General features: G+C 64.8%; 20 protein-coding genes. 12 read left to right on the top strand and 8 right to left on the bottom strand.

Features of this window, described 5'->3' with window-relative positions; genetic code table 11:
* Positions 1 to 9 precede the first annotated feature (9 nt).
* Positions 10 to 900 carry a tyrosine recombinase XerC gene (locus ATE64_RS09335; protein WP_156416491.1) on the top strand — a complete coding sequence of 297 codons (891 nt, stop codon included), beginning with the start codon at positions 10 to 12 and terminating at the stop codon, positions 898 to 900.
* Here the strand turns inward: ATE64_RS09335 and ATE64_RS09330 are convergent.
* The 4 genes from ATE64_RS09330 to rsmI are packed head-to-tail and all read right to left on the bottom strand — an operon-like array spanning position 897 to position 3703.
* Positions 897 to 1502 (bottom strand): DedA family protein, encoded by a 606-nt coding sequence (locus ATE64_RS09330; RefSeq protein ID WP_058454923.1) that lies wholly within the window; start codon positions 1500 to 1502, stop codon positions 897 to 899. The two genes, ATE64_RS09335 and ATE64_RS09330, sit on opposite strands and share 4 nt — an antisense overlap.
* A gap of 22 nt (positions 1503 to 1524) precedes the next feature.
* Positions 1525 to 2475 (bottom strand): glutathione synthase, encoded by a 951-nt coding sequence (gene gshB, locus ATE64_RS09325; protein WP_058454975.1) that lies wholly within the window; start codon positions 2473 to 2475, stop codon positions 1525 to 1527.
* Positions 2476 to 2495: 20 nt separating this feature from the next.
* Positions 2496 to 2846, bottom strand: coding sequence for a YraN family protein (locus ATE64_RS09320; protein WP_058454922.1), 351 nt, complete (start codon positions 2844 to 2846; stop codon positions 2496 to 2498).
* The gene (gene rsmI, locus ATE64_RS09315; RefSeq protein ID WP_058454921.1) at positions 2843 to 3703 is read right to left on the bottom strand and encodes a 16S rRNA (cytidine(1402)-2'-O)-methyltransferase; all 861 of its coding nucleotides are present in this window, start codon (positions 3701 to 3703) and stop codon (positions 2843 to 2845) included. Before rsmI ends, ATE64_RS09320 begins: the two co-directional genes overlap by 4 nt.
* A gap of 76 nt (positions 3704 to 3779) precedes the next feature.
* Between rsmI and ATE64_RS09310 the strand changes: the two genes are divergently transcribed.
* Both ATE64_RS09310 and infC read left to right on the top strand, forming a co-directional pair.
* On the top strand, positions 3780 to 4916 hold the full coding sequence (locus ATE64_RS09310; protein ID WP_082657691.1) for a penicillin-binding protein activator: 1137 nt from the start codon (positions 3780 to 3782) through the stop codon (positions 4914 to 4916).
* A 158-nt stretch (positions 4917 to 5074) separates the two neighbouring features.
* Positions 5075 to 5611: a translation initiation factor IF-3 gene (gene infC / locus ATE64_RS09305; protein WP_058454920.1), complete on the top strand. Its 537-nt coding sequence runs from the start codon at positions 5075 to 5077 to the stop codon at positions 5609 to 5611.
* A gap of 11 nt (positions 5612 to 5622) precedes the next feature.
* Here infC and ATE64_RS09300 read toward each other — a convergent pair whose 3' ends face one another.
* A complete protein-coding gene (locus ATE64_RS09300) occupies positions 5623 to 6318 on the bottom strand; it encodes an NRDE family protein (RefSeq protein WP_058454973.1) in 696 nt (231 codons plus the stop codon).
* A 95-nt stretch (positions 6319 to 6413) separates the two neighbouring features.
* On the opposite strand from ATE64_RS09300, the gene ATE64_RS09295 reads away from it, so the two are divergent.
* From ATE64_RS09295 to ATE64_RS09285, 3 genes are read left to right on the top strand one after another with little or no spacing between them, the layout of a single operon-like run.
* Positions 6414 to 6968 (top strand): DUF4287 domain-containing protein, encoded by a 555-nt coding sequence (locus ATE64_RS09295; protein ID WP_082657690.1) that lies wholly within the window; start codon positions 6414 to 6416, stop codon positions 6966 to 6968.
* Positions 6969 to 6977: 9 nt separating this feature from the next.
* The gene (locus ATE64_RS09290) at positions 6978 to 7586 is read left to right on the top strand and encodes a TetR/AcrR family transcriptional regulator (RefSeq protein WP_058454919.1); all 609 of its coding nucleotides are present in this window, start codon (positions 6978 to 6980) and stop codon (positions 7584 to 7586) included.
* Between the two features lie 23 nt (positions 7587 to 7609).
* Positions 7610 to 8047, top strand: a complete 438-nt coding sequence (locus tag ATE64_RS09285; RefSeq protein WP_058454918.1) for a hypothetical protein — start codon at positions 7610 to 7612, stop codon at positions 8045 to 8047.
* Positions 8048 to 8202: 155 nt separating this feature from the next.
* On the opposite strand, the gene ATE64_RS09280 is transcribed toward ATE64_RS09285, so the two are convergent.
* The 3 genes from ATE64_RS09280 to uvrB all read right to left on the bottom strand — a co-directional run bounded on the left by ATE64_RS09280 (position 8203) and on the right by uvrB (position 12912).
* Entirely contained in the window at positions 8203 to 9708 is a 1506-nt protein-coding gene (locus ATE64_RS09280) for a peptidase S10 (protein ID WP_058454917.1), read from the bottom strand.
* 120 nt (positions 9709 to 9828) lie between these two features.
* Positions 9829 to 10608 (bottom strand): hypothetical protein, encoded by a 780-nt coding sequence (locus tag ATE64_RS09275; RefSeq protein WP_156416490.1) that lies wholly within the window; start codon positions 10606 to 10608, stop codon positions 9829 to 9831.
* 117 nt (positions 10609 to 10725) lie between these two features.
* Entirely contained in the window at positions 10726 to 12912 is a 2187-nt protein-coding gene (uvrB, locus tag ATE64_RS09270) for an excinuclease ABC subunit UvrB (RefSeq protein WP_058454915.1), read from the bottom strand.
* Positions 12913 to 12973: 61 nt separating this feature from the next.
* Between uvrB and ATE64_RS09265 the strand changes: the two genes are divergently transcribed.
* The 6 genes from ATE64_RS09265 (at position 12974) to mltG (ending at position 19049) form a co-directional block, all read left to right on the top strand.
* Positions 12974 to 13498, top strand: coding sequence for a DUF3617 domain-containing protein (locus ATE64_RS09265; protein WP_058454914.1), 525 nt, complete (start codon positions 12974 to 12976; stop codon positions 13496 to 13498).
* 73 nt (positions 13499 to 13571) lie between these two features.
* Positions 13572 to 13973, top strand: coding sequence for a VOC family protein (locus tag ATE64_RS09260; protein WP_058454913.1), 402 nt, complete (start codon positions 13572 to 13574; stop codon positions 13971 to 13973).
* A 468-nt stretch (positions 13974 to 14441) separates the two neighbouring features.
* On the top strand, positions 14442 to 16211 hold the full coding sequence (locus ATE64_RS09255; protein ID WP_058454912.1) for a hypothetical protein: 1770 nt from the start codon (positions 14442 to 14444) through the stop codon (positions 16209 to 16211).
* Positions 16212 to 16439: 228 nt separating this feature from the next.
* Positions 16440 to 16676 carry an acyl carrier protein gene (locus ATE64_RS09250; protein WP_003039428.1) on the top strand — a complete coding sequence of 79 codons (237 nt, stop codon included), beginning with the start codon at positions 16440 to 16442 and terminating at the stop codon, positions 16674 to 16676.
* Between the two features lie 169 nt (positions 16677 to 16845).
* Positions 16846 to 18108, top strand: a complete 1263-nt coding sequence (gene fabF / locus ATE64_RS09245; protein ID WP_058454911.1) for a beta-ketoacyl-ACP synthase II — start codon at positions 16846 to 16848, stop codon at positions 18106 to 18108.
* 5 nt (positions 18109 to 18113) lie between these two features.
* Positions 18114 to 19049 carry an endolytic transglycosylase MltG gene (gene mltG / locus ATE64_RS09240; RefSeq protein WP_058454910.1) on the top strand — a complete coding sequence of 312 codons (936 nt, stop codon included), beginning with the start codon at positions 18114 to 18116 and terminating at the stop codon, positions 19047 to 19049.

Below are 19049 nucleotides of genomic sequence, written 5' to 3'. Positions count from 1 at the left end.
GAATGGATATTGGCTGACGGACTGATCCGCGACTGGGATGCCCATCTGGCGCACGAAAAGCGCCGGTCGGAGCATACGCGCCGTGCCTATATCGCGACGGCGGAGCGATTTTGCGCCTTCCTGTCGCATCATCGCGGCGGCGCGGTCGATGCGCGGATGCTCAAGGGTCTGACGCCGAACGATCTTCGCTCTTACCTTGCCGACCGCCGCGCCGACGGGCTGGGCAATGCGTCCGCCGCACGCGAACTCAGCGCTCTGCGCACCTTCCTGCGCTTCGTCGGCGGATCGAACGCGGCCGTTCCGCAGATGCGCGGGCCGCGCGTCAAGAAGGGCCTGCCGCGGCCCGTCGCGCCTGCGGAAGCGCTCCAACTGGCGCAGGATGTCGAGGACAATGCCCGCGAAGGCTGGGTTGGCGCGCGCGATTTTGCGCTGCTGCTTTTGCTCTATGGCGCCGGCCTTCGTATCGGCGAGGCGCTGGGACTGACCGGCGCCGCGCTGCCGCTGGGCGACACGCTGCGCGTCACGGGCAAGCGGAACAAGACCCGGATCGTCCCGATCCTGCCCGCCGTTGCGGCCGCCGTGTCGCGCTATGTCGAGGCTTGCCCGTGGCCGATCGGGAAAGAGGCACCGCTGTTCCTCGGCGCTCGCGGCGGGCCGCTCCAGCCCGGGGTGGTCCGCGCGAGCGTGCGCTCGGCGCGGCGCGCGCTGGGCCTGCCCGAACGCACGACGCCGCATGCATTGCGCCACAGCTTCGCGACGCACCTGCTTGCGGGCGGGGCGGACCTTCGCAGTCTGCAGGAATTGCTCGGCCACGCCAGCCTTGCCTCGACGCAGGTCTATACAGCGGTCGACGCCGCGCATCTGCTGGACATTTACCGGAGCGCGCACCCGCGCGCCTAGTTAGCCCGTTTGGGTTTCCAGGTGATGACGCGGTAGATATAGATGGCCACGAGCGAACCGATCGCCACCAGCGCGACGGGGCCGACGAAGGCGTCGAGGTTCGCGAACTTCCCCCCGAACCAGTTGCCGGCGCCCGCGAGTGCGGCGATCCAGATTGTCGAACCTGCGGCGGTCCAAGCCAGGAATTTCGCCTGGTTCATCTTCACCATGCCCGCGGGCAAGGACACCATCGTCCGCGCGACGGGCATGAAGCGTGCGACGAACACGATGCCGGGGCCGTATTTCAGGAACCAGTTGTGCAACCGCTCGACCTCGGCCCAGTCGAGCGTCAGCCAGCGGCCATGGCGGTCGATGAAGGGCTTGAGCCGTTCGTATCCGATCCACCGGCCGATGCCGTACCAGATCCAGTTTCCGGCGGTCGTTCCCGCCACGGCGACCGCGATGAGCGTCCAGAAATCGAAATGCCCCTTGGAAACGGCAATGCCGCCGAGCCCCATGATTACTTCGGAGGGGATCGGCGGGAACACATTTTCCAGGAACATGAGGATGAAGATCCCCACATACCCCCAGCTCTGGATCAGGTTCAGGATAAAGTCGGTCATGCGAAGAGAACGCGCGGGGCCGTCAGCCGATCCGCCCGATGATCGCGTCCCAGATCATCCCCGCCGTATCGCTGTTGTTGAAACGGTCGATCGCGACGATTCCGGTGGGCGAGGTGACGTTGATTTCGGTCAGCCATTCGCCGCCGATCACATCGATGCCAACGAACAGCAATCCGCGTTCGCGAAGCTCGGGGCCGAGCACGTCGCAAATCTCCTGCTCGCGCGGTGTAAGCCCCGCAGCCTCGGCATAGCCGCCGACCGCAAGGTTCGAGCGGAATTCGCCTTCGCCGGGCTTGCGGTTGATCGCGCCCGCGACCTCGCCGTCGACGAGGACGATGCGCTTGTCGCCCCTGGCGACGCTCGGCAGGAATTGCTGGACCATGAACGGTTCGGGCCACACCTGCCCGAACAGCTCGACGAGCGCGCCCAGGTTGCTGCCGTCGGCGTCGACGCGAAATACCGCCTTGCCGCCGTTGCCGTGGAGCGGCTTGATCACCACCGCGCCATAACGGGCCTGAAAATCCTTCACCGCGTCAAGGTCGCGCGTGACCATCGTCGGCGGCATGAACTCGGGGAAATCGAGCACGAACACCTTCTCGGGCGCATTGCGCACCGAGACAGGATCGTTGACCACGAGCGTTTCGCCGCGGATGCGCTCGAGCAGCCAGGTGCCGGTGAGGTAGCCGAGGTCGAAGGGCGGATCCTGCCGCATCAGCACGACATCGACGTCGCGGCCGAGGTCGAGCGTGACGAAATCGCCAAATTCATAGTGCGCGCCGGCCTCGCGCTTCGCGTCGAGGATGCGGTGCGCCTTGGTGGTCAGCCGCCCGGCCTCCCACGTCAGCCCGCGCACGTCGTAGTGATAGAGCTCGTACCCGCGTTCGAGCGCTTTCAGGATCAGGTGGAAACTGCTGTCGCCATTGATGTTGATCGCGTCCATCGGGTCCATTTGCACGGCTGCACGCAGGGTCATCTTCTTCTCCTTGGGCGCCGTCACGGCTGCCAGACGTGGACCAGATGGCGAGGCAATCGCTTCGGCGCAAGGAGCATCACGTCGATGCGGACGTCATCCGACGGACGCGCGAATCGGGGGATGAGCATTTCCGCCGCCGCTGCGACGCGTCGCAAGCGCCACTGGTCGATCGCAAGGTCGAGGTCTTCGGGGCGCTCGCGCCACTTCACCTCGATGAAGGCGAGCGTTTTGCCGCGCCGCGCGACGAGGTCGACCTCGCCCGCGGCAACGCGGAGCCGCTGGCCGAGAATGCGCCAGCCGTGCAGGCGCAGCCACCATGCGGCGCGCCGTTCGGCCCTGCGGCCCCGCGCTTCGGCGGCGGCGCGGTTCAAGCCCGCTCTTTCAATGCCAGCGCACGGGCATAAACCTCGTGCCGATCGAGCCCATATTGCTTCGCGACGGCCTTGGCGGCCTGCGCGACGGGCCGGTCCGCCATCGCGGCGCGCAGCGCGGCGTCGATGGTCGCCGCATCGGCTTCCTCGCCGCTTTCCTCGCCGCGCGGGCCCACGACGATCACGATCTCGCCCTTGGGCGGCGCGTCGGCGTAGCGCGCCGCGAGATCGGCGAGCGTGCCGGTCGCGCATTCCTCGTAAAGCTTGCTGATCTCGCGCGCGACGGCGGCCTCGCGGTTGCCGAGGCCGCCAGCCAGTGCCGTCAGCGCGGCGGCGAGGCGCGGGCCGCTCTCGTAGAAGACGAGCGTCGCGCGGAGCCCCGCGAACTCGGCGATCGTGTCAGCGCGCGCCTTCGCCTTGTTCGGCAGGAAACCCGCAAACAGGAAGCGGTCGCTCGGCAATCCCGAGAGCGTGATCGCGGCGATCGCGGCGCAGGGGCCGGGCAGGGTGGTGACGTGTCGTCCGCCTGCGCGCGCGTCGCGCACCAGCTTGTACCCTGGATCCGAAATCAACGGGGTTCCCGCGTCTGACACCAAAACGACAACTTCACGCTCCATGCGCGCAACCAGCGCGGCGCGGGTGCGTTCGTCGCTGTGGTCGTGATAGGGGGTCATCGGAACGCGCAAACCCAGATGCGACAGCAACTTCGCGGTCACACGCGTGTCCTCGGCGGCGATGACGTTGGCCGAGGCAAGAGTGGCGGCTGCCCGCGCACTGATGTCGCCGAGGTTGCCGATGGGCGTCGCGACGATATAGAGACCGGGCAAGGGAGATTTTGAGATGGTCGAATCCGGCATGACGCCGAAAATGGCAGAAACTGCCCAAGATTGCCACGGGGGCTCGCGCCAGGTTTATGCATCGTCACGGCGCAAAATGCTGCGCGGGATCGCGATGCTGACGCTGGGCGGTCTGCTCGCCGCGTGCCAGATGGTGCCTAAGGCGACAGGCCCGGCCACCGCGCCGCCGCCCGAAAAGCCCGCCGATGGCGTCGGCCCCGGCCTTCCGACCGATACCGACCGCCACCGCGTCGCGTTGCTCGTCCCGCAGACCGGGCCCAACGCCGATGTCGGTATGGCGATTGCGAACGCGACGACGATGGCGCTGCTCGATTCGAAGACCGAGCGGGTTCGCATCACGACCTATGACACCGCGCTTGGTGCCGCCGCCGCGGCGCGGCAGGCGGTCGCCGACGGCAACAAGCTGATCCTCGGCCCGCTGCTCAGCGAGGATGTCGCCGCCGTCGCGCCGATCGCGCGCGAGGCGAAGGTGCCGGTGCTGAGCTTCTCGAACGACAGCAGCGTCGCGGGCAATGGCGTCTTCATCATGGGCTTCGTTCCCGGCCAGTCGGTCGAGCGCGTCGTCGCCTATGCGCGCAGCAAGGGGCAGCAGCGGTTCGGCGCGCTCGTGCCCAAGACGGTCTATGGCGACCGCTCGGCCGCGGCCTTCCGCTCGGCGGTGTCGGCCGCGGGGGGTACGCTGGTCGCGGTCGAAACCTATGACCGCAGCGCGACCGCGCTGACGGGCGCGGCGCGGCGGCTTGCCAATGCCGGCGCGATGGACGCGGTGCTCGTCGCAGACAGCGGCGGCAACGCGATCCGCGCCGTGCCGGTCGTCAAGAGCACGGGAAACAAACAGATCCTCGGCACCGAGCTGTGGAATACAGACGCGGCGCTTGGCGGTAATCCCGCTATGCGCGGGTCGTGGTTCGCCAGCGTTTCGGATGGCCTTTACGGTCAGCTCGCCGCGAAATATCGCACACGCTACGGCAAGGCGCCGTACCGGCTCGCCAGCCTCGGCTACGACTCGGTGCTGCTGACCGTCCGCATCGCGCGCGACTGGAAGCCGGGCATGACCTTTCCCGCCGCGCGATTGCTCGCCGAGGAGGGGTTCGGGGGCATCGACGGCATTTTCCGCTTCAACAACCGCGGGATCGCGATGCGCGCGCTCGAGGTCAGCGAGGTCGGGGCCGGAGGCTTCCGCGTGATCGACCCCGCGCCGACGAAATGGTAGTGGCATAACCGCCACAGCGTGGCGAAAAGCGTCATGTTTGTGACGCGGGCGGCCTTTACGGCGCGCTCGCGTTCACTATATGGGCATGGCGCGCCGCGATCGCGTCGATTCCGCGCGCCTATCGTAAATGACCAGGAGATACAGCTATACCACCGCCCATGACCCGCCGCTCGATGGCGCCCGTGCCGCCCAAAAACGGCCCGCGATACAATGAATTCATTTCCTCTCCGAAGGTCCGCGTGATCGACGAGGAAGGGGAGAATCTGGGCGTAATGCTGACGGCCGAAGCGATCGAGCAAGCTGCCTCGGTCGGTCTGGACCTGGTTGAAGTGTCTCCCAACGCCGATCCGCCGGTGTGCAAGTTCCTCGATGTGGGCAAGTATAAGTACGAAGCCCAGAAAAAGGCCAATCTGGCGCGCAAGAGCCAGAAGACGCAGGAAATCAAAGAGATCAAGATGCGTCCGAACATCGACGATCATGATTTCGATGTGAAGATGAAGAAGGTCTTCGACTTCCTTGAGGAAGGCGACAAGGTCAAGATGACCATGCGTTTCCGCGGCCGCGAGATGAGCCACACGCAGCTCGGCCTCAACGTGCTTCAGCGCGTCGCCGAAATGACCGCCGAGATCGCGAAGGTCGAGGCGCATCCGCGCACCGAAGGCCGCCAGATGGTCATGGTGATCGCGCCGAAATAAGGCGTCGCGGCTCAGCCGATGCGAAAATCGAGGGCGGTCGTTCCACCAGGACGGCCGCCCGCTTCGTATCGGCGCTCCACCATATGTACGTCACCCGCCGCGGCAATCGCGACGAGCGTCGAGGCGCGGGTGCCATAGACCTCGCCGTGCAGGAACAGCGCGGGCTCGCCTTCTGCTGTCAGCGTGTCGAGCAGGCCTTCGGGGTCGCCTTGCGCCTCGACCACCGCCGACAGCGCGGTGCGGAGCCGTTCGGCGCGCGGACACGGCGCATCGACCGGTTCGTTGGCAAGGGCATGGACGCCGGGCGCCAGCGCCGCGATCAGCGGCGTCGGCCGGTTGGTGAGCAGACGCGGGGCGCCGCCGACGGCAAACAGGTTGAACGCGTTGAAGCGGTCGAGGTCGGCCTCCGCCGGTTCGGCGAAGCGGCCGTCGCCACGCAGCATGTCGACGACGAGCGCGCCGCGCGACTCCTTCGCGGGGTCGGGCATCGCGCCGCGGACGTTCGTCACCACCACCACGCGCCCGCTCGGCTGGTGGACTCCCAGCCATGTTCCGCCGGCCTGAATATCCCGTCCCGCGACGATCCCGCTGCCGTCGGGCCAATGGCCGAGCGGCGCGGCCGGTCGCGCGTGAAATTCGTCGCGATTGCCGATGAGGATCAGAGGCCAGTCGGGGTGGGCTTGATAGGCGAGGGCGACGACGCACATGCGGCGCATATCGGGGCTTGGCGCCCGCTTGCCAAGCCTCTTGACAAATCACTTGGTTGAATGTTCAATCAAGTGATCTTGCGAAGGAGGGCGATATGGCCGACGAATTCGAAAAGATGGGCGATAGCCTGCGCGCCAAGACGGGCAAGGTGCTGGACGAATGGGTCGCAGTCGCGCGCGCTACGGGCATTTCGGGCCATATGGCGCTGGTGAACCACCTGAAATCCGAACATGGTCTCGGGCATGGCTATGCCAATATGATCGTCCACGCGGCGAATGCCTCGTCGGCCGCGTCGCAGGACGACGAGGCGCTCGTCGCGGCGGCGTTCGATGGAGCGAAGGCGCATTGGCGGCCGCTTTACGACCGGCTGGTGGCGCTGGTGCAAGGTTTCGGCGGCGACGTCGAACTGGCGCCGAAGAAGGGCTATGTCAGCCTCCGCCGCAAGAAGCAGTTCGCGCTGCTGATGCCCTCGACCAAGGACCGGTTCGATATCGGGCTGGCGCTGAAGGGCGAAGAGCCGGCGGGCATGCTGGAACTCGCGGGAAGCTGGAATGCGATGGTGTCGCACCGCATTCGCATCAACGCGGGAGAAGACGCGGGGCGCGAGGTGGCGGACCGGCTTCGCGCCGCGTATGATCGCGCGGGATAGGAGCCGCCGATGAACGCCGCCGACACCCGCAACCGCATCCTGATGACCGCGATGGAGCTCTTTTGGGAAAAGGGCTATCTCTCGACCTCGGTCTCCGACATCCTCTCGCGCAGCCAGGTCCATTCGGGCAGCCTCTACCATTTCTTTCCGGGCAAGCAGGACGTGCTCGTCGGTGTTCTCGAACTCTATCGCGACGGGATCGACGAGATGCTGCTGGCGCCCAACTGGGAGGGGGTCGACGACCCCATCGAGCGTATTTTCGCGTTGCTCGCTGGTTACAGGACGCACCTGATCGTCACCGACTGCACCTATGGCTGCCCGATCGGGAGCCTCGCGCTCGAAATCCACGAGCCCGACCCGGTGGTCCGCGATCTGATGGCGGCGAATTTCACCAACTGGTCGGCCGCGATTGCCGGCTGCTTCGATGCGGCATCGGATCGCTTGCCGCCCGGTGCCGATCGCAACGCACTCGGCGAATTCGTGCTGACGGTGATGGAGGGCGCGGTGATGCAGGCGCGCACCTATCGCGACATCGGCTATTTCGACCGCAACATCGCTGTGTTACGCGACTATATCACATCGTTGATGAGCGCCGCGAAATCTGATAGTTTCGCCTGATCTTTCTGGAGGGGGAGATAGTGATGACTGAAGTACGCAAGACACCCGTGCATCTGTGGATCGTCGGGGTTGTGTCGCTGTTGTGGAACGCCGTCGGCGCGTTCGACTATACGATGACCAAGATGCAGAACCCTGAATATCTCGCGGCCTTCACGCCCGAACAGCAGGCGTGGTTCGCGAGCTTCCCGCTGTGGGCGAATATCGGCTGGGCGCTGGGCGTCTGGGGATCGGTACTCGGATCGCTGCTGCTTCTCGCACGAAGCCGCCATGCGGTGTCGGCGTTCGCCGTCTCGCTCGTCGGACTCGCGATCAGCTGCATCTACCAGTTTGGCCTGCATTATGGCGACCTGATGCGCCTGTTCGGAACGTTCCCGATGATCTTCACGGCGATCATCTGGGTGATCCTGATCGCGCTGTTCGTCTATGCACGGAAGCAAGCGGCGGCGGGCGTACTGCGGTGACCGCGTCCGTTTTGGGGTAGGAAGCGGACATCCTTCTGTGATCCCCGGCGAAAGCCGGGGCCCAGGGAATTCTCACACAAGCCTGGTGTTTTGCCGCTCTGGGCCCCGGCTTTCGCCGGGGATCACAATGTCCGCAATCGATCGGAACCGGCCGCTCAACGCGCCCGAATGAAGGCGCGGATATCCTGCGACAATTTATGGCGATCCTCGTCGCGGATGTACATCATGTGGCCCGCGCCATAATATTGATAGGTGATCCGGTCCTGTGGGATGCCGGTGCGCGACAGCGCATATTCGGCGGCGAAAAAGGGCGTCGCGAAATCATAATAGCCCTGTCCGACGAACACGCGCAGCCCCGAATTCTCGCGGAGCGCCTGTCCGATATAGGGTGTGACGTTGAGATAGGCGTTGGTGTCGCGCCCGCCGATCCGCCAGTCCCACAGCCCGCCGATGCCGCTGATTGACTGATATTCGAGGGTAGTCTTGAAACCCAGAACATCGCGGCTCCAGCTGTTGATCGCCGCGGTGTAGCTCGCGTCGATGCCATAGAAGCTGGGGTCGTTGTCGGGCTGCTCGCCGGCATTGTCGTAATCCTTGCCGGTATAGCGGCTGTCGAGGCGGCCGACCGTCAGGCCGCGGTCGCGGAGCAATTCCTTGTAGAAGCGGCCGGGGGTGACGCGGAGGTCGGCGCTTTCGAGATAGGTTTCGGAGAGGCCGGTAAAGCGCGCGAGGTCGCGGCGGATCGCGGCGCGTTCCTCGCCCTGCAGCTTCTGCCCCTTGAGCAGCGCCGAGGCATAGGGACCGATCGCCCACTGCCGCGCTTCCTCAGTAAAGGCCTCGACCGACGAGCCGCTCGCCTTGCCGTGGAACATCGCGGTGGCCGCCATCGAGGGCAGGTTGGTGATATAGCTCAGTTCGTTGCCCGGCGTATCGGATCCCGCCGCGAAGTCGAGCACGGTCGAGATCAGGATGATGCCATTGAGCGCGACGTCGTTGTACGTCTCGTTCATCAACTGGTTCGCGACCGCCGCCGAGCGCGTGGTGCCATAGCTTTCGCCGCCGAGATATTTGGGGCTGTTCCAGCGGCCATTGTCGTTCAGCCAGCGCCGGATGACCTCGGCGACCAGCTTGGCGTCCTGCGTGACGCCGTAATAATCCTTGGGATCGGCTTTTCCGATCAGATGCGAAAAGCCCGTGCCCGGCGGGTCGATGAAGACGATGTCCGTCACGTCGAGCAGCGCGTCGGGATTATCGACGATCGGGTAGGGCGGGGCGCCATCATCGCGCGCATCGCTGGGGATCGCAACGCGCTTCGGCCCGAAGGCGCCCATCATCAACCAGACCGTGCCCGAGCCGGGGCCGCCGTTGAACAGGAAGGTCACCGGGCGGTTCGGATCGCGCGGTTCCTTGATATAGGCGGTGGTGACGACCGCGACTTCCGGCACGCCGTCCTTGTTCTTGATGATCGTCTCGCCGATCGTCGCGGCGTAATTGATACGCTGCCCGCCGAAGGTGCCGGAGAGTTTCGTGGTGCGGATCTGTGGCTCGACGTCTGCGGGCTTTTCGGCCTTCGCCTTGTCATCCGGCTTGTCCTGTGCATGAACGACAGCAGGGGCGGCGACCGCAAGCGCCAGCGCAATCAGCGACAGACCTGTTTTCATGATTTTCTCCCCGTTGAGGCGCGAACCCTAAGCGGGGCGGGGAAGGGCGGCAAGGCCGCTGGTCGGTCGCGGCGGGGCCTTGGTCGAAGGGCGCCGGACGGTGAGCGGGCGATGCGATCGTCAGGCTGCCAACGCTGCTTTGGGAGTTCCCAGGCGCGCTCCGGCAATCCATCCGTGCCAAGCGATCGCGACGCCAAGGATAGCCGACAGGAACAGCAGGAAGGGCAGATTGACGCGGGAGACGGCGGCGAACATCGGCGCCCAGCCTGGAATTCGTCCGAGCGTATCAAAGCTGATTGCCTGCGCGGCAATGAATCCCGCCGCTATCAGAAATGGCCTGCCATGCGACGACGCCTGGCGAAACAGGTAAAGCGTGATCGCCAGCGCGATCAGATTGCCGCCTGCCATGGCATAGGAAAAATTCTCATCCGGCCGGAAAAACGGGATGAGCATGGCAAGCAATCGGAATCCGATCGGAGAAATCACGAACAGCAGCGTCGCGAGCATATAGCGAGCGTGCAGTTGGACCTGATAGCGGTGCCTCAGTCCCAACCAGAAGAGAAGGGCGAATGCGAGATTGGCGAGCGGATCGAAAAAACCGAACTGCGCGATCTGCTTGCCTTCGATACTGGTGAAATCGCCGGCCAAGGTCGCCGCCTCGACATGGATGACCCACATTCCCCCGACCAGGAAGAACGGGAAAAGCAGAAATATCGCGAGCCCGGTCGCGCGGTGCAGCGCGAGTCGATGGTGGTGGGCCGTCCAGCTCTGGACGATCGCAAGGACGATCCAAAGGACAGAGCTGGCGGCATGAGCATGGTGCGCCATGCTATGTGTCTGCAGCTTCGTGAAATATCCGGGCCAGAAGGCAACGAACGTCAGCGCGAGCAGCGCCAGCACATATATCCAGGCCGAACGAAAGGGCATGTTTTTCCCCTTGCGCCGACACTGACACTATCAAAGGTCGACAGCAAGCGCCGGATTACCCGGCGCGGCGATAGGCTCCATCGCCTTGCGTTACCGTCCCCACTTGGTCTTGCTCGACTTCCCGAACCGCCCCTTGCGCGTTCCGGGCTTGCCCTCGTTGCTCCGCCCCACGCGCGGCGCTACCTGTTCGTCGGCGGGCAGGCCAAGCTCGTCGGCCTCCAGTCGGCGAATCTCGTCGCGCAACCGCCCGGCTTCCTCGAATTCCAGGTCGGCGGCGGCATCGCGCATCTTCTTTTCCAGGTCGGCGATATAGGCGCGCAGATTGTGCCCGACCATGTGCGCGGGCTTGTCGTCGCCGATGTCGATCGTCACCTGATCCTTCGACGCGACATGCGCGATGATGTCGCCGATGTTGCGCTTGATCGTCGTCGGGGTGATGCCGTGCTCGGCGTTATAGGCCTCCTGTTTTTCGCGGCGGCGGTCGGTCTCGCGCATCGCGCGTTCCATGCTGCCGGTGATGCGGTCGGCGTAAAGGATGACGCGGCCATCGACGTTGCGCGCGGCGCGCCCGATCGTCTGCACCAGCGAGGTTTCGCTACGCAGGAAGCCTTCCTTGTCGGCGTCGAGGATCGCGACGAGCCCGCATTCGGGAATGTCGAGCCCTTCGCGGAGCAGGTTGATGCCGACGAGCACATCGAACACGCCGAGGCGGAGGTCGCGGATGATCTCGATGCGTTCGAGCGTCTCGACATCCGAGTGCATGTAGCGGACCTTCAGGCCTGCTTCGTGCAGGAACTCGGTCAGATCCTCGGCCATGCGCTTCGTCAGTGTCGTAACCAGCGTGCGGTATCCCGCCGCGGCGGTCTTCTTTGCCTCGGCGATCAGGTCGTCGACCTGTTCCTCGACCGGTTTGATCTCGACCGGCGGGTCGATCAGCCCGGTGGGGCGGATCACCTGTTCGGCGAAGACGCCCTGCGTGCGGTCCATCTCCCACGTCCCCGGCGTCGCCGAGACGCTGACCGTCTGCGGACGCATCAGGTCCCATTCGGCGAAGCGCAGCGGTCGGTTGTCGATGCAGCTCGGCAGGCGGAAGCCATATTCGGCGAGCGTGATCTTGCGCCGATGGTCGCCCTTCGACATCGCGCCGATCTGCGGGATCGTCTGATGACTTTCGTCGACGAAGAGCAGGGCGTTGTCGGGCAGATATTCGAACAGCGTCGGCGGCGGCTCGCCGGGGAGGCGGCCGGTGAGGAAGCGGCTGTAATTCTCGATCCCCGCGCAGCTGCCCGTCGCGGCGATCATCTCGAGGTCGAAATTGGTTCGCTGTTCGAGCCGCTGCGCTTCGAGCAGGCGGCCCTCGGCTTCGAGTTCCTTGAGGCGCTCCGCCAGTTCGTGCCGGATCGCCTCGGTCGCCTGTTTGAGCGTCGGGCCGGGCGTGACATAATGGCTGTTCGCATAGACGCGGACATAGTTGAGGCTGGCGATCTTCTTGCCCGTCAGCGGGTCGAATTCGACGATCTCCTCGATCTCGTCGCCGAAGAAGCTGACGCGCCAGGCCATATCCTCATAGTGCGAAGGGAAGATTTCGAGACTGTCGCCGCGCACGCGGAAATTGCCGCGCGCGAAGGCCTGGTCGTTGCGCTTGTATTGCAGCGCGACGAGCTTGCGGATGATCTCGCGATTGTCGACGACCTGGCCCTTTTTGAGGTCGAAGATCATCGCCGAGTAAGTCTCGACCGACCCGATGCCGTAAAGGCACGAAACCGAGGCGACGATGATCACATCGTCGCGCTCGAGCAGCGCGCGCGTTGCCGAATGGCGCATCCGGTCGATCGCCTCGTTTACCGAGCTTTCTTTCTCGATGTAGGTGTCCGACCGCGGCACATAGGCCTCGGGCTGGTAATAGTCGTAGTAGCTGACGAAATATTCGACCGCATTGTTCGGAAAGAAGCTCTTGAATTCGCCATAGAGCTGCGCCGCGAGGATCTTGTTCGGGGCGAGGATCAGCGCGGGGCGCTGCAACTCGTCGATGACCTTTGCCATGGTAAAGGTCTTGCCCGACCCGGTGACGCCGAGCAGCACCTGGTCACGCTCGCCCGCGAGCGCGGTGTCGACCAGTTCGCGGATCGCGGTCGGCTGGTCGCCGGCGGGCTCATAGTCGCTAACGAGTTCAAAACGCTTGCCGCCCTCGACCTTGTCGGGGCGGGCGGGGCGGTGCGGGACATAGGCCTCGCCGGTGTCGATTTCATCGAGCGATGTACGAATCTGGATTGCCATCGCTGCCAATATGGTATCGATGGGGTGGGCGCACAATCGCAATGAGTCACAGGGGATGGATATGAAAAAGCTACTCACGTTCGCCGCTCTTGGCGTTGCATTGGCGACGGCTGGCTGCAGCAAGACCGAAAATGCCGGCGGCACCGTCAAGCGCGAGGCCGGAAACTGGAAGACCGACGTCAAGCTGGTGAAGTTCGAAGTTCCGGGCATGCCGCCCGAAATGAAGGACGGCATGGCGAAGATGATGGAAGGCGCCAGCGGCATGGACCAGTGCTTCACGCAGGAGCAGGTCGACAAGGAAGATATCGCCGCCGAGCTCGCCAAGGGCCCGGGCAACGGCGGCGAGTGCAAATGGTCGAAGAAGGATGTCAGCGGCGGCAAGATCGACGTTGCGGGCACCTGCACCGCCAACGGCCAGACAGTCGACATGGCGATGGCCGGCACGATGGAAGCGAAGAAGACCGACGTGACGATCACGACCAAGGGCAAGATGCCGACCGGTCAGGGCGAGATGGAAATGGTGCTGCAGATGACGAGCACCCACACCGGTCCCTGCAAGGACGGCGCAGCCGCGACCAAGAGCTGAGCCAAACGGCAACCGGGTACAAGCGGGGCGTCGGTGCGAGCCGGCGCCCTTTCTGTTGAAGGGAGAGAGAAACATGATCGGCTATGTGACCATGGGCACCGACGATTTGCCGCGCGCCCGCGAATTTTACACCGGGCTGCTCGGGACGATCGGCGCGAGCGAGTTGATGCGCATGTCGGATACCGAGGCGAACGGCTTTACCCTTTATGGCACCGGTTGGGGCCAGCCCGGCATTGCGGTGACGCGGCCCTATGACGGCCAGCCCGCCGATCGCGGCAATGGCCATATGGCGGCGATCGTCGTCGACGAGCGCGCGAAGGTCGATGCGCTCCACGCCAAGGCGCTCGAACTCGGGGGCACTTGCGAAGGGCCGCCCGGACTTCGCGGTGACGACGGCGAGCAGGCTTTCTATGCCGCCTATTTCCGTGACCTCGACGGCAACAAGCTGTGCGCCTTTCGGATCGGGCCGGCCTGAGCAGCGAAATTTGGAAAGCTGGGGTCGATGTAGCCGGCTTCGGACTCGCCGGACGGGATGCAGGTGGGGCTGCATGTCCGTCCGGCGGAGTCACTGTTATGGAGCCACGCGATATGCCGAAAAGCGCCAGGGACCAGCTCGCGCCCTTCGATCTTGTGACCCCAATTGTCCCAACCGGGCATAAGCCCAGCCCAGACCACGACGGCACAGGGCACGTCGCGACCGTTTAACGATCTCACGTCCCTCGGCGGTATGGCAGTTACAAGGGGTCACGACGCGGCATGTCGCGAAACGGCAAGAAATTATTAGCCACAAATGCCGCTTTTCAGCGTCATTTGGCACCTCGCAATGATTTTGATATAAGGTTGCGGTCTGCTGTTACCGTTACATGGTAGTAAAATCGGCTAGCTGTCCCGGCCGTTTGGCGTATCTAGCGCGCACGCCTCGCGAGGGGGCATTCGAGGTTGCATGGACCATATAATCGCTGATCAGCTTCCCGATGGTGATGAAACCGACCGGATCATTGCCGCCGAGTTCGAACAGCTGCGCGAGTCGGCCCTGTTCACCCGTTCGCCGGTTCTGTCGCGTCTATTGCAATTCCTTGTCGAGCATCGCCTGCGCGGCGGGCGCAGCGCCCCCAAGGCCTATGCGATCGCAACCGAGGCGTTGGGGCGCAGCGCCGATTTCGATCCTGCGGTCGACAGCTATCCCCGCGTCATGGTCGGTCGGCTCCGGACGCTCCTCGACCGCTATTATGCCGAAACGCCCTGGATCCACCGTCTGCGCGTTCCGCAGGGGAGTTACGAAATCGTCGTCCAGCATCGTTCGGCGCCCCCCGCGCGAGCGGCCGCGGACGCCGAGGGTGACATGGCGGTGGAACTCGCGCCGAACACCAATACGGGCGTCGCGGGCGTGGCGTCATCGCACCACAAGCGCGATGCCGGGATCTCGGCGCGATCCGGCTATGCGCGCCGGGTGGCGGCACTGCTTTTCGTGCTGCTGGCCGCCGCCGCCGGATGGTGGACCTACGCCAATTGGGGGCGGATGGGCGGCGCAACCCCCGTGCCGATGCCGCTGCTGGAGGTCGGGGTGCCGCAGGCGGGCGAAACGCCGGTGTCGCGCGCACTCGCACGCGCGCTCGACGGGCGGCTGCGCGACGGTTTCCGGCGGTTCGAGCTGGTCGACCTGCGAAGCGCGGAAGCGAATGGAGCATCGGCCGCCGCATCGCAGCCGGACTATCGCCTCGACGTCCTGCTTGTCCGCGACCTCGACGGGCCCGCCGACGTCACGCTGGTGCTGAACCGGGTCGCCGATCAGCGGACGATCTGGTCGCAACAGTTTCATCTCGAGAAGGAGCAGATGCCCGAGTTCGCGCCAGTCGATACCGCCATCGCCCAGATTGCGGGGGACTATGGCGTGATTGTCCGTGATCAGGTCCAGCGCCATCCGGACGATTTCGCGCCGGGCTTTCCATGCCTCGCGCAATTCAACCGGGTGCGCCAGATGCGCAGCGCCACCGCCGCGAAGCAGATCGATGCGTGCCTGCGCGCTACGCTTGACCGCACACCGAACGATCCGGTTGCGTTGTCCGCCCTGTCGCTCGTCCGCTTCGGTGACTGGCAACCGCGCCGCAACACGCCCGAGGGCGCCGCCGCCTTTGCCGAGGCGCGGGCGCTGGCCCAGCGCGCCTATGAAAACGGTCCGGGATCCTCGGCGGGACTATTCGCGATGTCGCGCGCGAATTTCTATGCGGGCAATTGCCCCGCCGGGCTCGCGTTCGGCGACGGCGCGATGCGGCTCAACCCCTATGATGCCGACATCGCCGGATTTCTCGGATTATTCAAACTTGCCTGCGCGCAGGCGGAAGAGGGTGCCGCGCTGTTGCAGCGGTCGCTCGATCTCGACGCCTCTTACCCCGGCGTGCCCGCGGTGACGCTGGCCTTCGTGCGGTCGCAAGCGGGGGATCAACAGGCGGCACAAGTCATTCTCGACCGGGTGCCGACGCCCAGCAAGATGGAACCGCAATTCATGATGGTCCGCGCGATCGTCCAGGCGCGACAGGGGCATCTGCCCGAAGCGCGCGCGACTTGGCAAGCATTGCTGAAATATACGAAGCAGCCGGCGAACGCCGCGCCGGAAACGGTGTTGCGGCAGTTCCTGATCACTCCGGCGGTGATCGTTCGTGCGTCGGCGGCACTCCGCGAGTCCGGTGTCGTGCCGTCCAGTCCGGCTTCCTGAATCCCGGTCCGTCGACGTTTCCCTTGAAGGCGCGCCGGGCATTTCCTATGTCGGCCGCAACTGCAGGAGAGGCCAGGAAGGGGAGCGTCTGGCGCAGATTGCCGCCGAAAACCAGCGATCGTCGGGACGCTCCGTGCCCGACCCATGCCAGCCCTCTTGCCAGCCCCCGCGCTGGGCACTAGGGCAAATTTCAACATTCACGCCATAGTCAGAAAAAAGGAACTGTGCATGAGCGATTCGGCCGAAAAGGTTAAGAAGATCGTCGTCGAACATCTGGGCGTCGAAGCCGACAAGGTCACGGAAGAAGCCAGCTTCATCGACGATCTGGGCGCCGACAGCCTCGACATCGTCGAACTGGTGATGGCGTTCGAAGAAGAATTCGGCGTCGAAATCCCTGACGACGCGGCGGAAAAGATCGCCACCGTCAAGGATGCGATCGACTATATCGAAGCGAACAAGGGCTAATCGGGCCCTGTCCGGCGCAGCCGGACGCGGCGGCGACGCCGCCCACGCGTTTCCGGCTTCCCGGTCCCGAGCGCTCGTGCGCAGTGGCCGGGAAGCTTTTTTTATGGATATGCGTCTTTGGAAGTGACGCGGGCCCCTGTGGGGACGGGGGCCGACGAAAGGAATCTTTATGCGCCGGGTTGTGGTGACGGGTTTGGGTTTGGTGACGCCGCTGGGCGGCGATGTGGAAACCACCTGGGCTAATCTGATCGCGGGCAAATCGGGCGCGGGTCCGATCACCCACTTCGACGCGTCGGACCAGAAATGCACGATCGCGTGCGAGGTGAAGGGCCCGACCCACGAATATGGCTTCGACCCCGCCAAGCGCGTCGATCACAAGGTCCAGCGCCAGGTCGATCCTTTCATCATTTTCGGCATCGATGCCGCTGGACAGGCGCTCGAAGACGCCGGCCTCACCGACCTCACCGAAGAGCAGAAGGTTCGCGCCGGCGTATCGATCGGCTCGGGCATCGGCGGCCTGCCGGGTATCGAGAGCGAAAGCCTGCTGCTCGCCGAAAAGGGCCCGGGCCGCGTTTCCCCGCACTTCGTCCACGGCCGCCTGATCAATCTTATTTCGGGCCAGGTCAGCATCAAGTACGGCCTCAAGGGTCCGAACCATGCCGTCGTCACCGCCTGTTCGACTGGCGCCCACTCGATCGGCGACGCGGCGCGGATGATCCGCGACGACGATGCCGACATCATGCTCGCGGGCGGCGCCGAGGCGACGATCTGCCCGATCGGCATTGCCGGCTTCGCGCAGGCGCGCGCGCTCAACATGAGCTACAACGACCGCCCCGAGCAGGCGAGCCGCCCCTATGACAAGGACCGCGACGGCTTCGTGATGGGCGAAGGCGCCGGCGTCGTCGTGCTCGAGGAATATGAGCATGCCAAGGCGCGCGGCGCCAAGATCTATGCCGAAGTCGTGGGCTATGGCCTGTCCGGCGACGCCTATCACGTCACCGCGCCCGACCCCGAAATGGACGGCGCCTTCCGTTCGATGAGCGCGGCGCTCAAGAAAGCGGGCATGACCCCCGCCGACATCGACTATATCAATGCGCATGGCACTTCGACGATGGCCGACACGATCGAACTCGGCGCAGTGAAGCGCCTGTTCGGCGACGCGATGGCGAATGTGTCGATGAGCTCGACCAAGTCGGCGATCGGCCACCTGCTGGGCGGCGCGGGCGCGGTCGAGACGATCTTCTGCATCCTTGCGATCCGCGACCAGGTCGTCCCCCCGACGCTCAACCTCGACAATCCCGACGAGGGAACCGAAGGCGCCGATCTCGTCCCGAAGGTGGCGAAGAAGCGCAAGGTCAAGGCCGCGCTGAACAACAGCTTCGGCTTCGGCGGCACCAACGCCAGCCTGATCGTCAAAGCGGTCGAAGACTGATCGCCATGCGCTGGCTGCTTGCAGCCCTGATGGCGCTCGCGCTCAGCGCCTGTTCGGGCGGCGCGCCGCGCGATACGGTCGTCGTGATTCCGCCGGGCGCGAGCATCGCCAAGGCGGGCGAGATTCTCGAAAAGGCAGGCGCCGTCTCCTCGGCGGACAGCTTCCGCAACCACGCGCGCTTCTTTGGCGGCGACGATCCGATCAAGCCCGGCGAATATGAAATCAAGAAGGGAATGGGCGCGGGCGATATCCTGGGCCTGCTCCAGTCGGGCAAGACGATCCAGCGCCTCGTCATGATCCCCGAGGGCATGCCCTCGATCATGGTGTGGGAGCGGTTGATGGCCGAACCGCGGCTCAAGGGCGACATTCCGGTGCCGGCAGAGGGCAGCATTTTGCCCGACAGCTATGCCTTCACGACCGGCGAGACGCGCGCCGCGGTCGTGAAGCGGATGCAGGCCGCGATGAACAAGGCATTCGACGAACTCTGGGCGAAGCGCTCGCCGCGCAGCGCCGCGAAGGACCGCAACGAAGCGATCACGCTCGCCTCGATCGTCGAGAAGGAAACCGGCGTCGCGGCGGAGCGCCGTACCGTCGCGGGGGTCTATACCAACCGCCTCGCTGTCGGCATGCGGCTTCAGGCCGATCCGACGATCATCTATCCGATCACCAAGGGCAAACCCCTCGGCCGCCGCATCCTGCGGTCCGAGATCGTCGCAGTGAACGACTATAACACCTACAGCATGGCCGGCCTGCCGAAAGGGCCGATCGCGAACCCCGGCAAGGCATCGATCGCCGCGGTACTCGATCCCGAGGCGAATGATTATCTCTATTTCGTCGCGAAGGGCGATGGCGGCCACGCCTTTGCCCGGACGCTGAGCGAGCACAATGCGAATGTGCAGAAATGGTATCAGCTGCGGCGCGATCGCGGGGAAATGGAATAG

It is taken from the genome of Sphingopyxis sp. H073 (assembly GCF_001468395.1).
Classification (GTDB): domain Bacteria; phylum Pseudomonadota; class Alphaproteobacteria; order Sphingomonadales; family Sphingomonadaceae; genus Sphingopyxis.
Note: the sequence above shows the minus strand (reverse complement) of the source record. Positions and strands in the feature narration are given on the sequence as shown.

Coding starts and splice junctions, on each gene's coding strand:
- ATE64_RS09330 (WP_058454923.1), bottom strand. CDS start 1,502: ATGACCGACTTTATCCTGAACCTGATCCAGAGCTGGGGGTATGTGGGG.
- gshB (WP_058454975.1), bottom strand. CDS start 2,475: ATGACCCTGCGTGCAGCCGTGCAAATGGACCCGATGGACGCGATCAAC.
- rsmI (WP_058454921.1), bottom strand. CDS start 3,703: ATGCCGGATTCGACCATCTCAAAATCTCCCTTGCCCGGTCTCTATATC.
- ATE64_RS09310 (WP_082657691.1), top strand. CDS start 3,780: ATGCTGCGCGGGATCGCGATGCTGACGCTGGGCGGTCTGCTCGCCGCG.
- infC (WP_058454920.1), top strand. CDS start 5,075: ATGACCCGCCGCTCGATGGCGCCCGTGCCGCCCAAAAACGGCCCGCGA.
- ATE64_RS09300 (WP_058454973.1), bottom strand. CDS start 6,318: ATGTGCGTCGTCGCCCTCGCCTATCAAGCCCACCCCGACTGGCCTCTG.
- ATE64_RS09295 (WP_082657690.1), top strand. CDS start 6,414: ATGGCCGACGAATTCGAAAAGATGGGCGATAGCCTGCGCGCCAAGACG.
- ATE64_RS09290 (WP_058454919.1), top strand. CDS start 6,978: ATGAACGCCGCCGACACCCGCAACCGCATCCTGATGACCGCGATGGAG.
- ATE64_RS09285 (WP_058454918.1), top strand. CDS start 7,610: ATGACTGAAGTACGCAAGACACCCGTGCATCTGTGGATCGTCGGGGTT.
- ATE64_RS09280 (WP_058454917.1), bottom strand. CDS start 9,708: ATGAAAACAGGTCTGTCGCTGATTGCGCTGGCGCTTGCGGTCGCCGCC.
- uvrB (WP_058454915.1), bottom strand. CDS start 12,912: ATGGCAATCCAGATTCGTACATCGCTCGATGAAATCGACACCGGCGAG.
- ATE64_RS09265 (WP_058454914.1), top strand. CDS start 12,974: ATGAAAAAGCTACTCACGTTCGCCGCTCTTGGCGTTGCATTGGCGACG.
- ATE64_RS09260 (WP_058454913.1), top strand. CDS start 13,572: ATGATCGGCTATGTGACCATGGGCACCGACGATTTGCCGCGCGCCCGC.
- ATE64_RS09255 (WP_058454912.1), top strand. CDS start 14,442: ATGGACCATATAATCGCTGATCAGCTTCCCGATGGTGATGAAACCGAC.
- ATE64_RS09250 (WP_003039428.1), top strand. CDS start 16,440: ATGAGCGATTCGGCCGAAAAGGTTAAGAAGATCGTCGTCGAACATCTG.
- fabF (WP_058454911.1), top strand. CDS start 16,846: ATGCGCCGGGTTGTGGTGACGGGTTTGGGTTTGGTGACGCCGCTGGGC.
- mltG (WP_058454910.1), top strand. CDS start 18,114: ATGCGCTGGCTGCTTGCAGCCCTGATGGCGCTCGCGCTCAGCGCCTGT.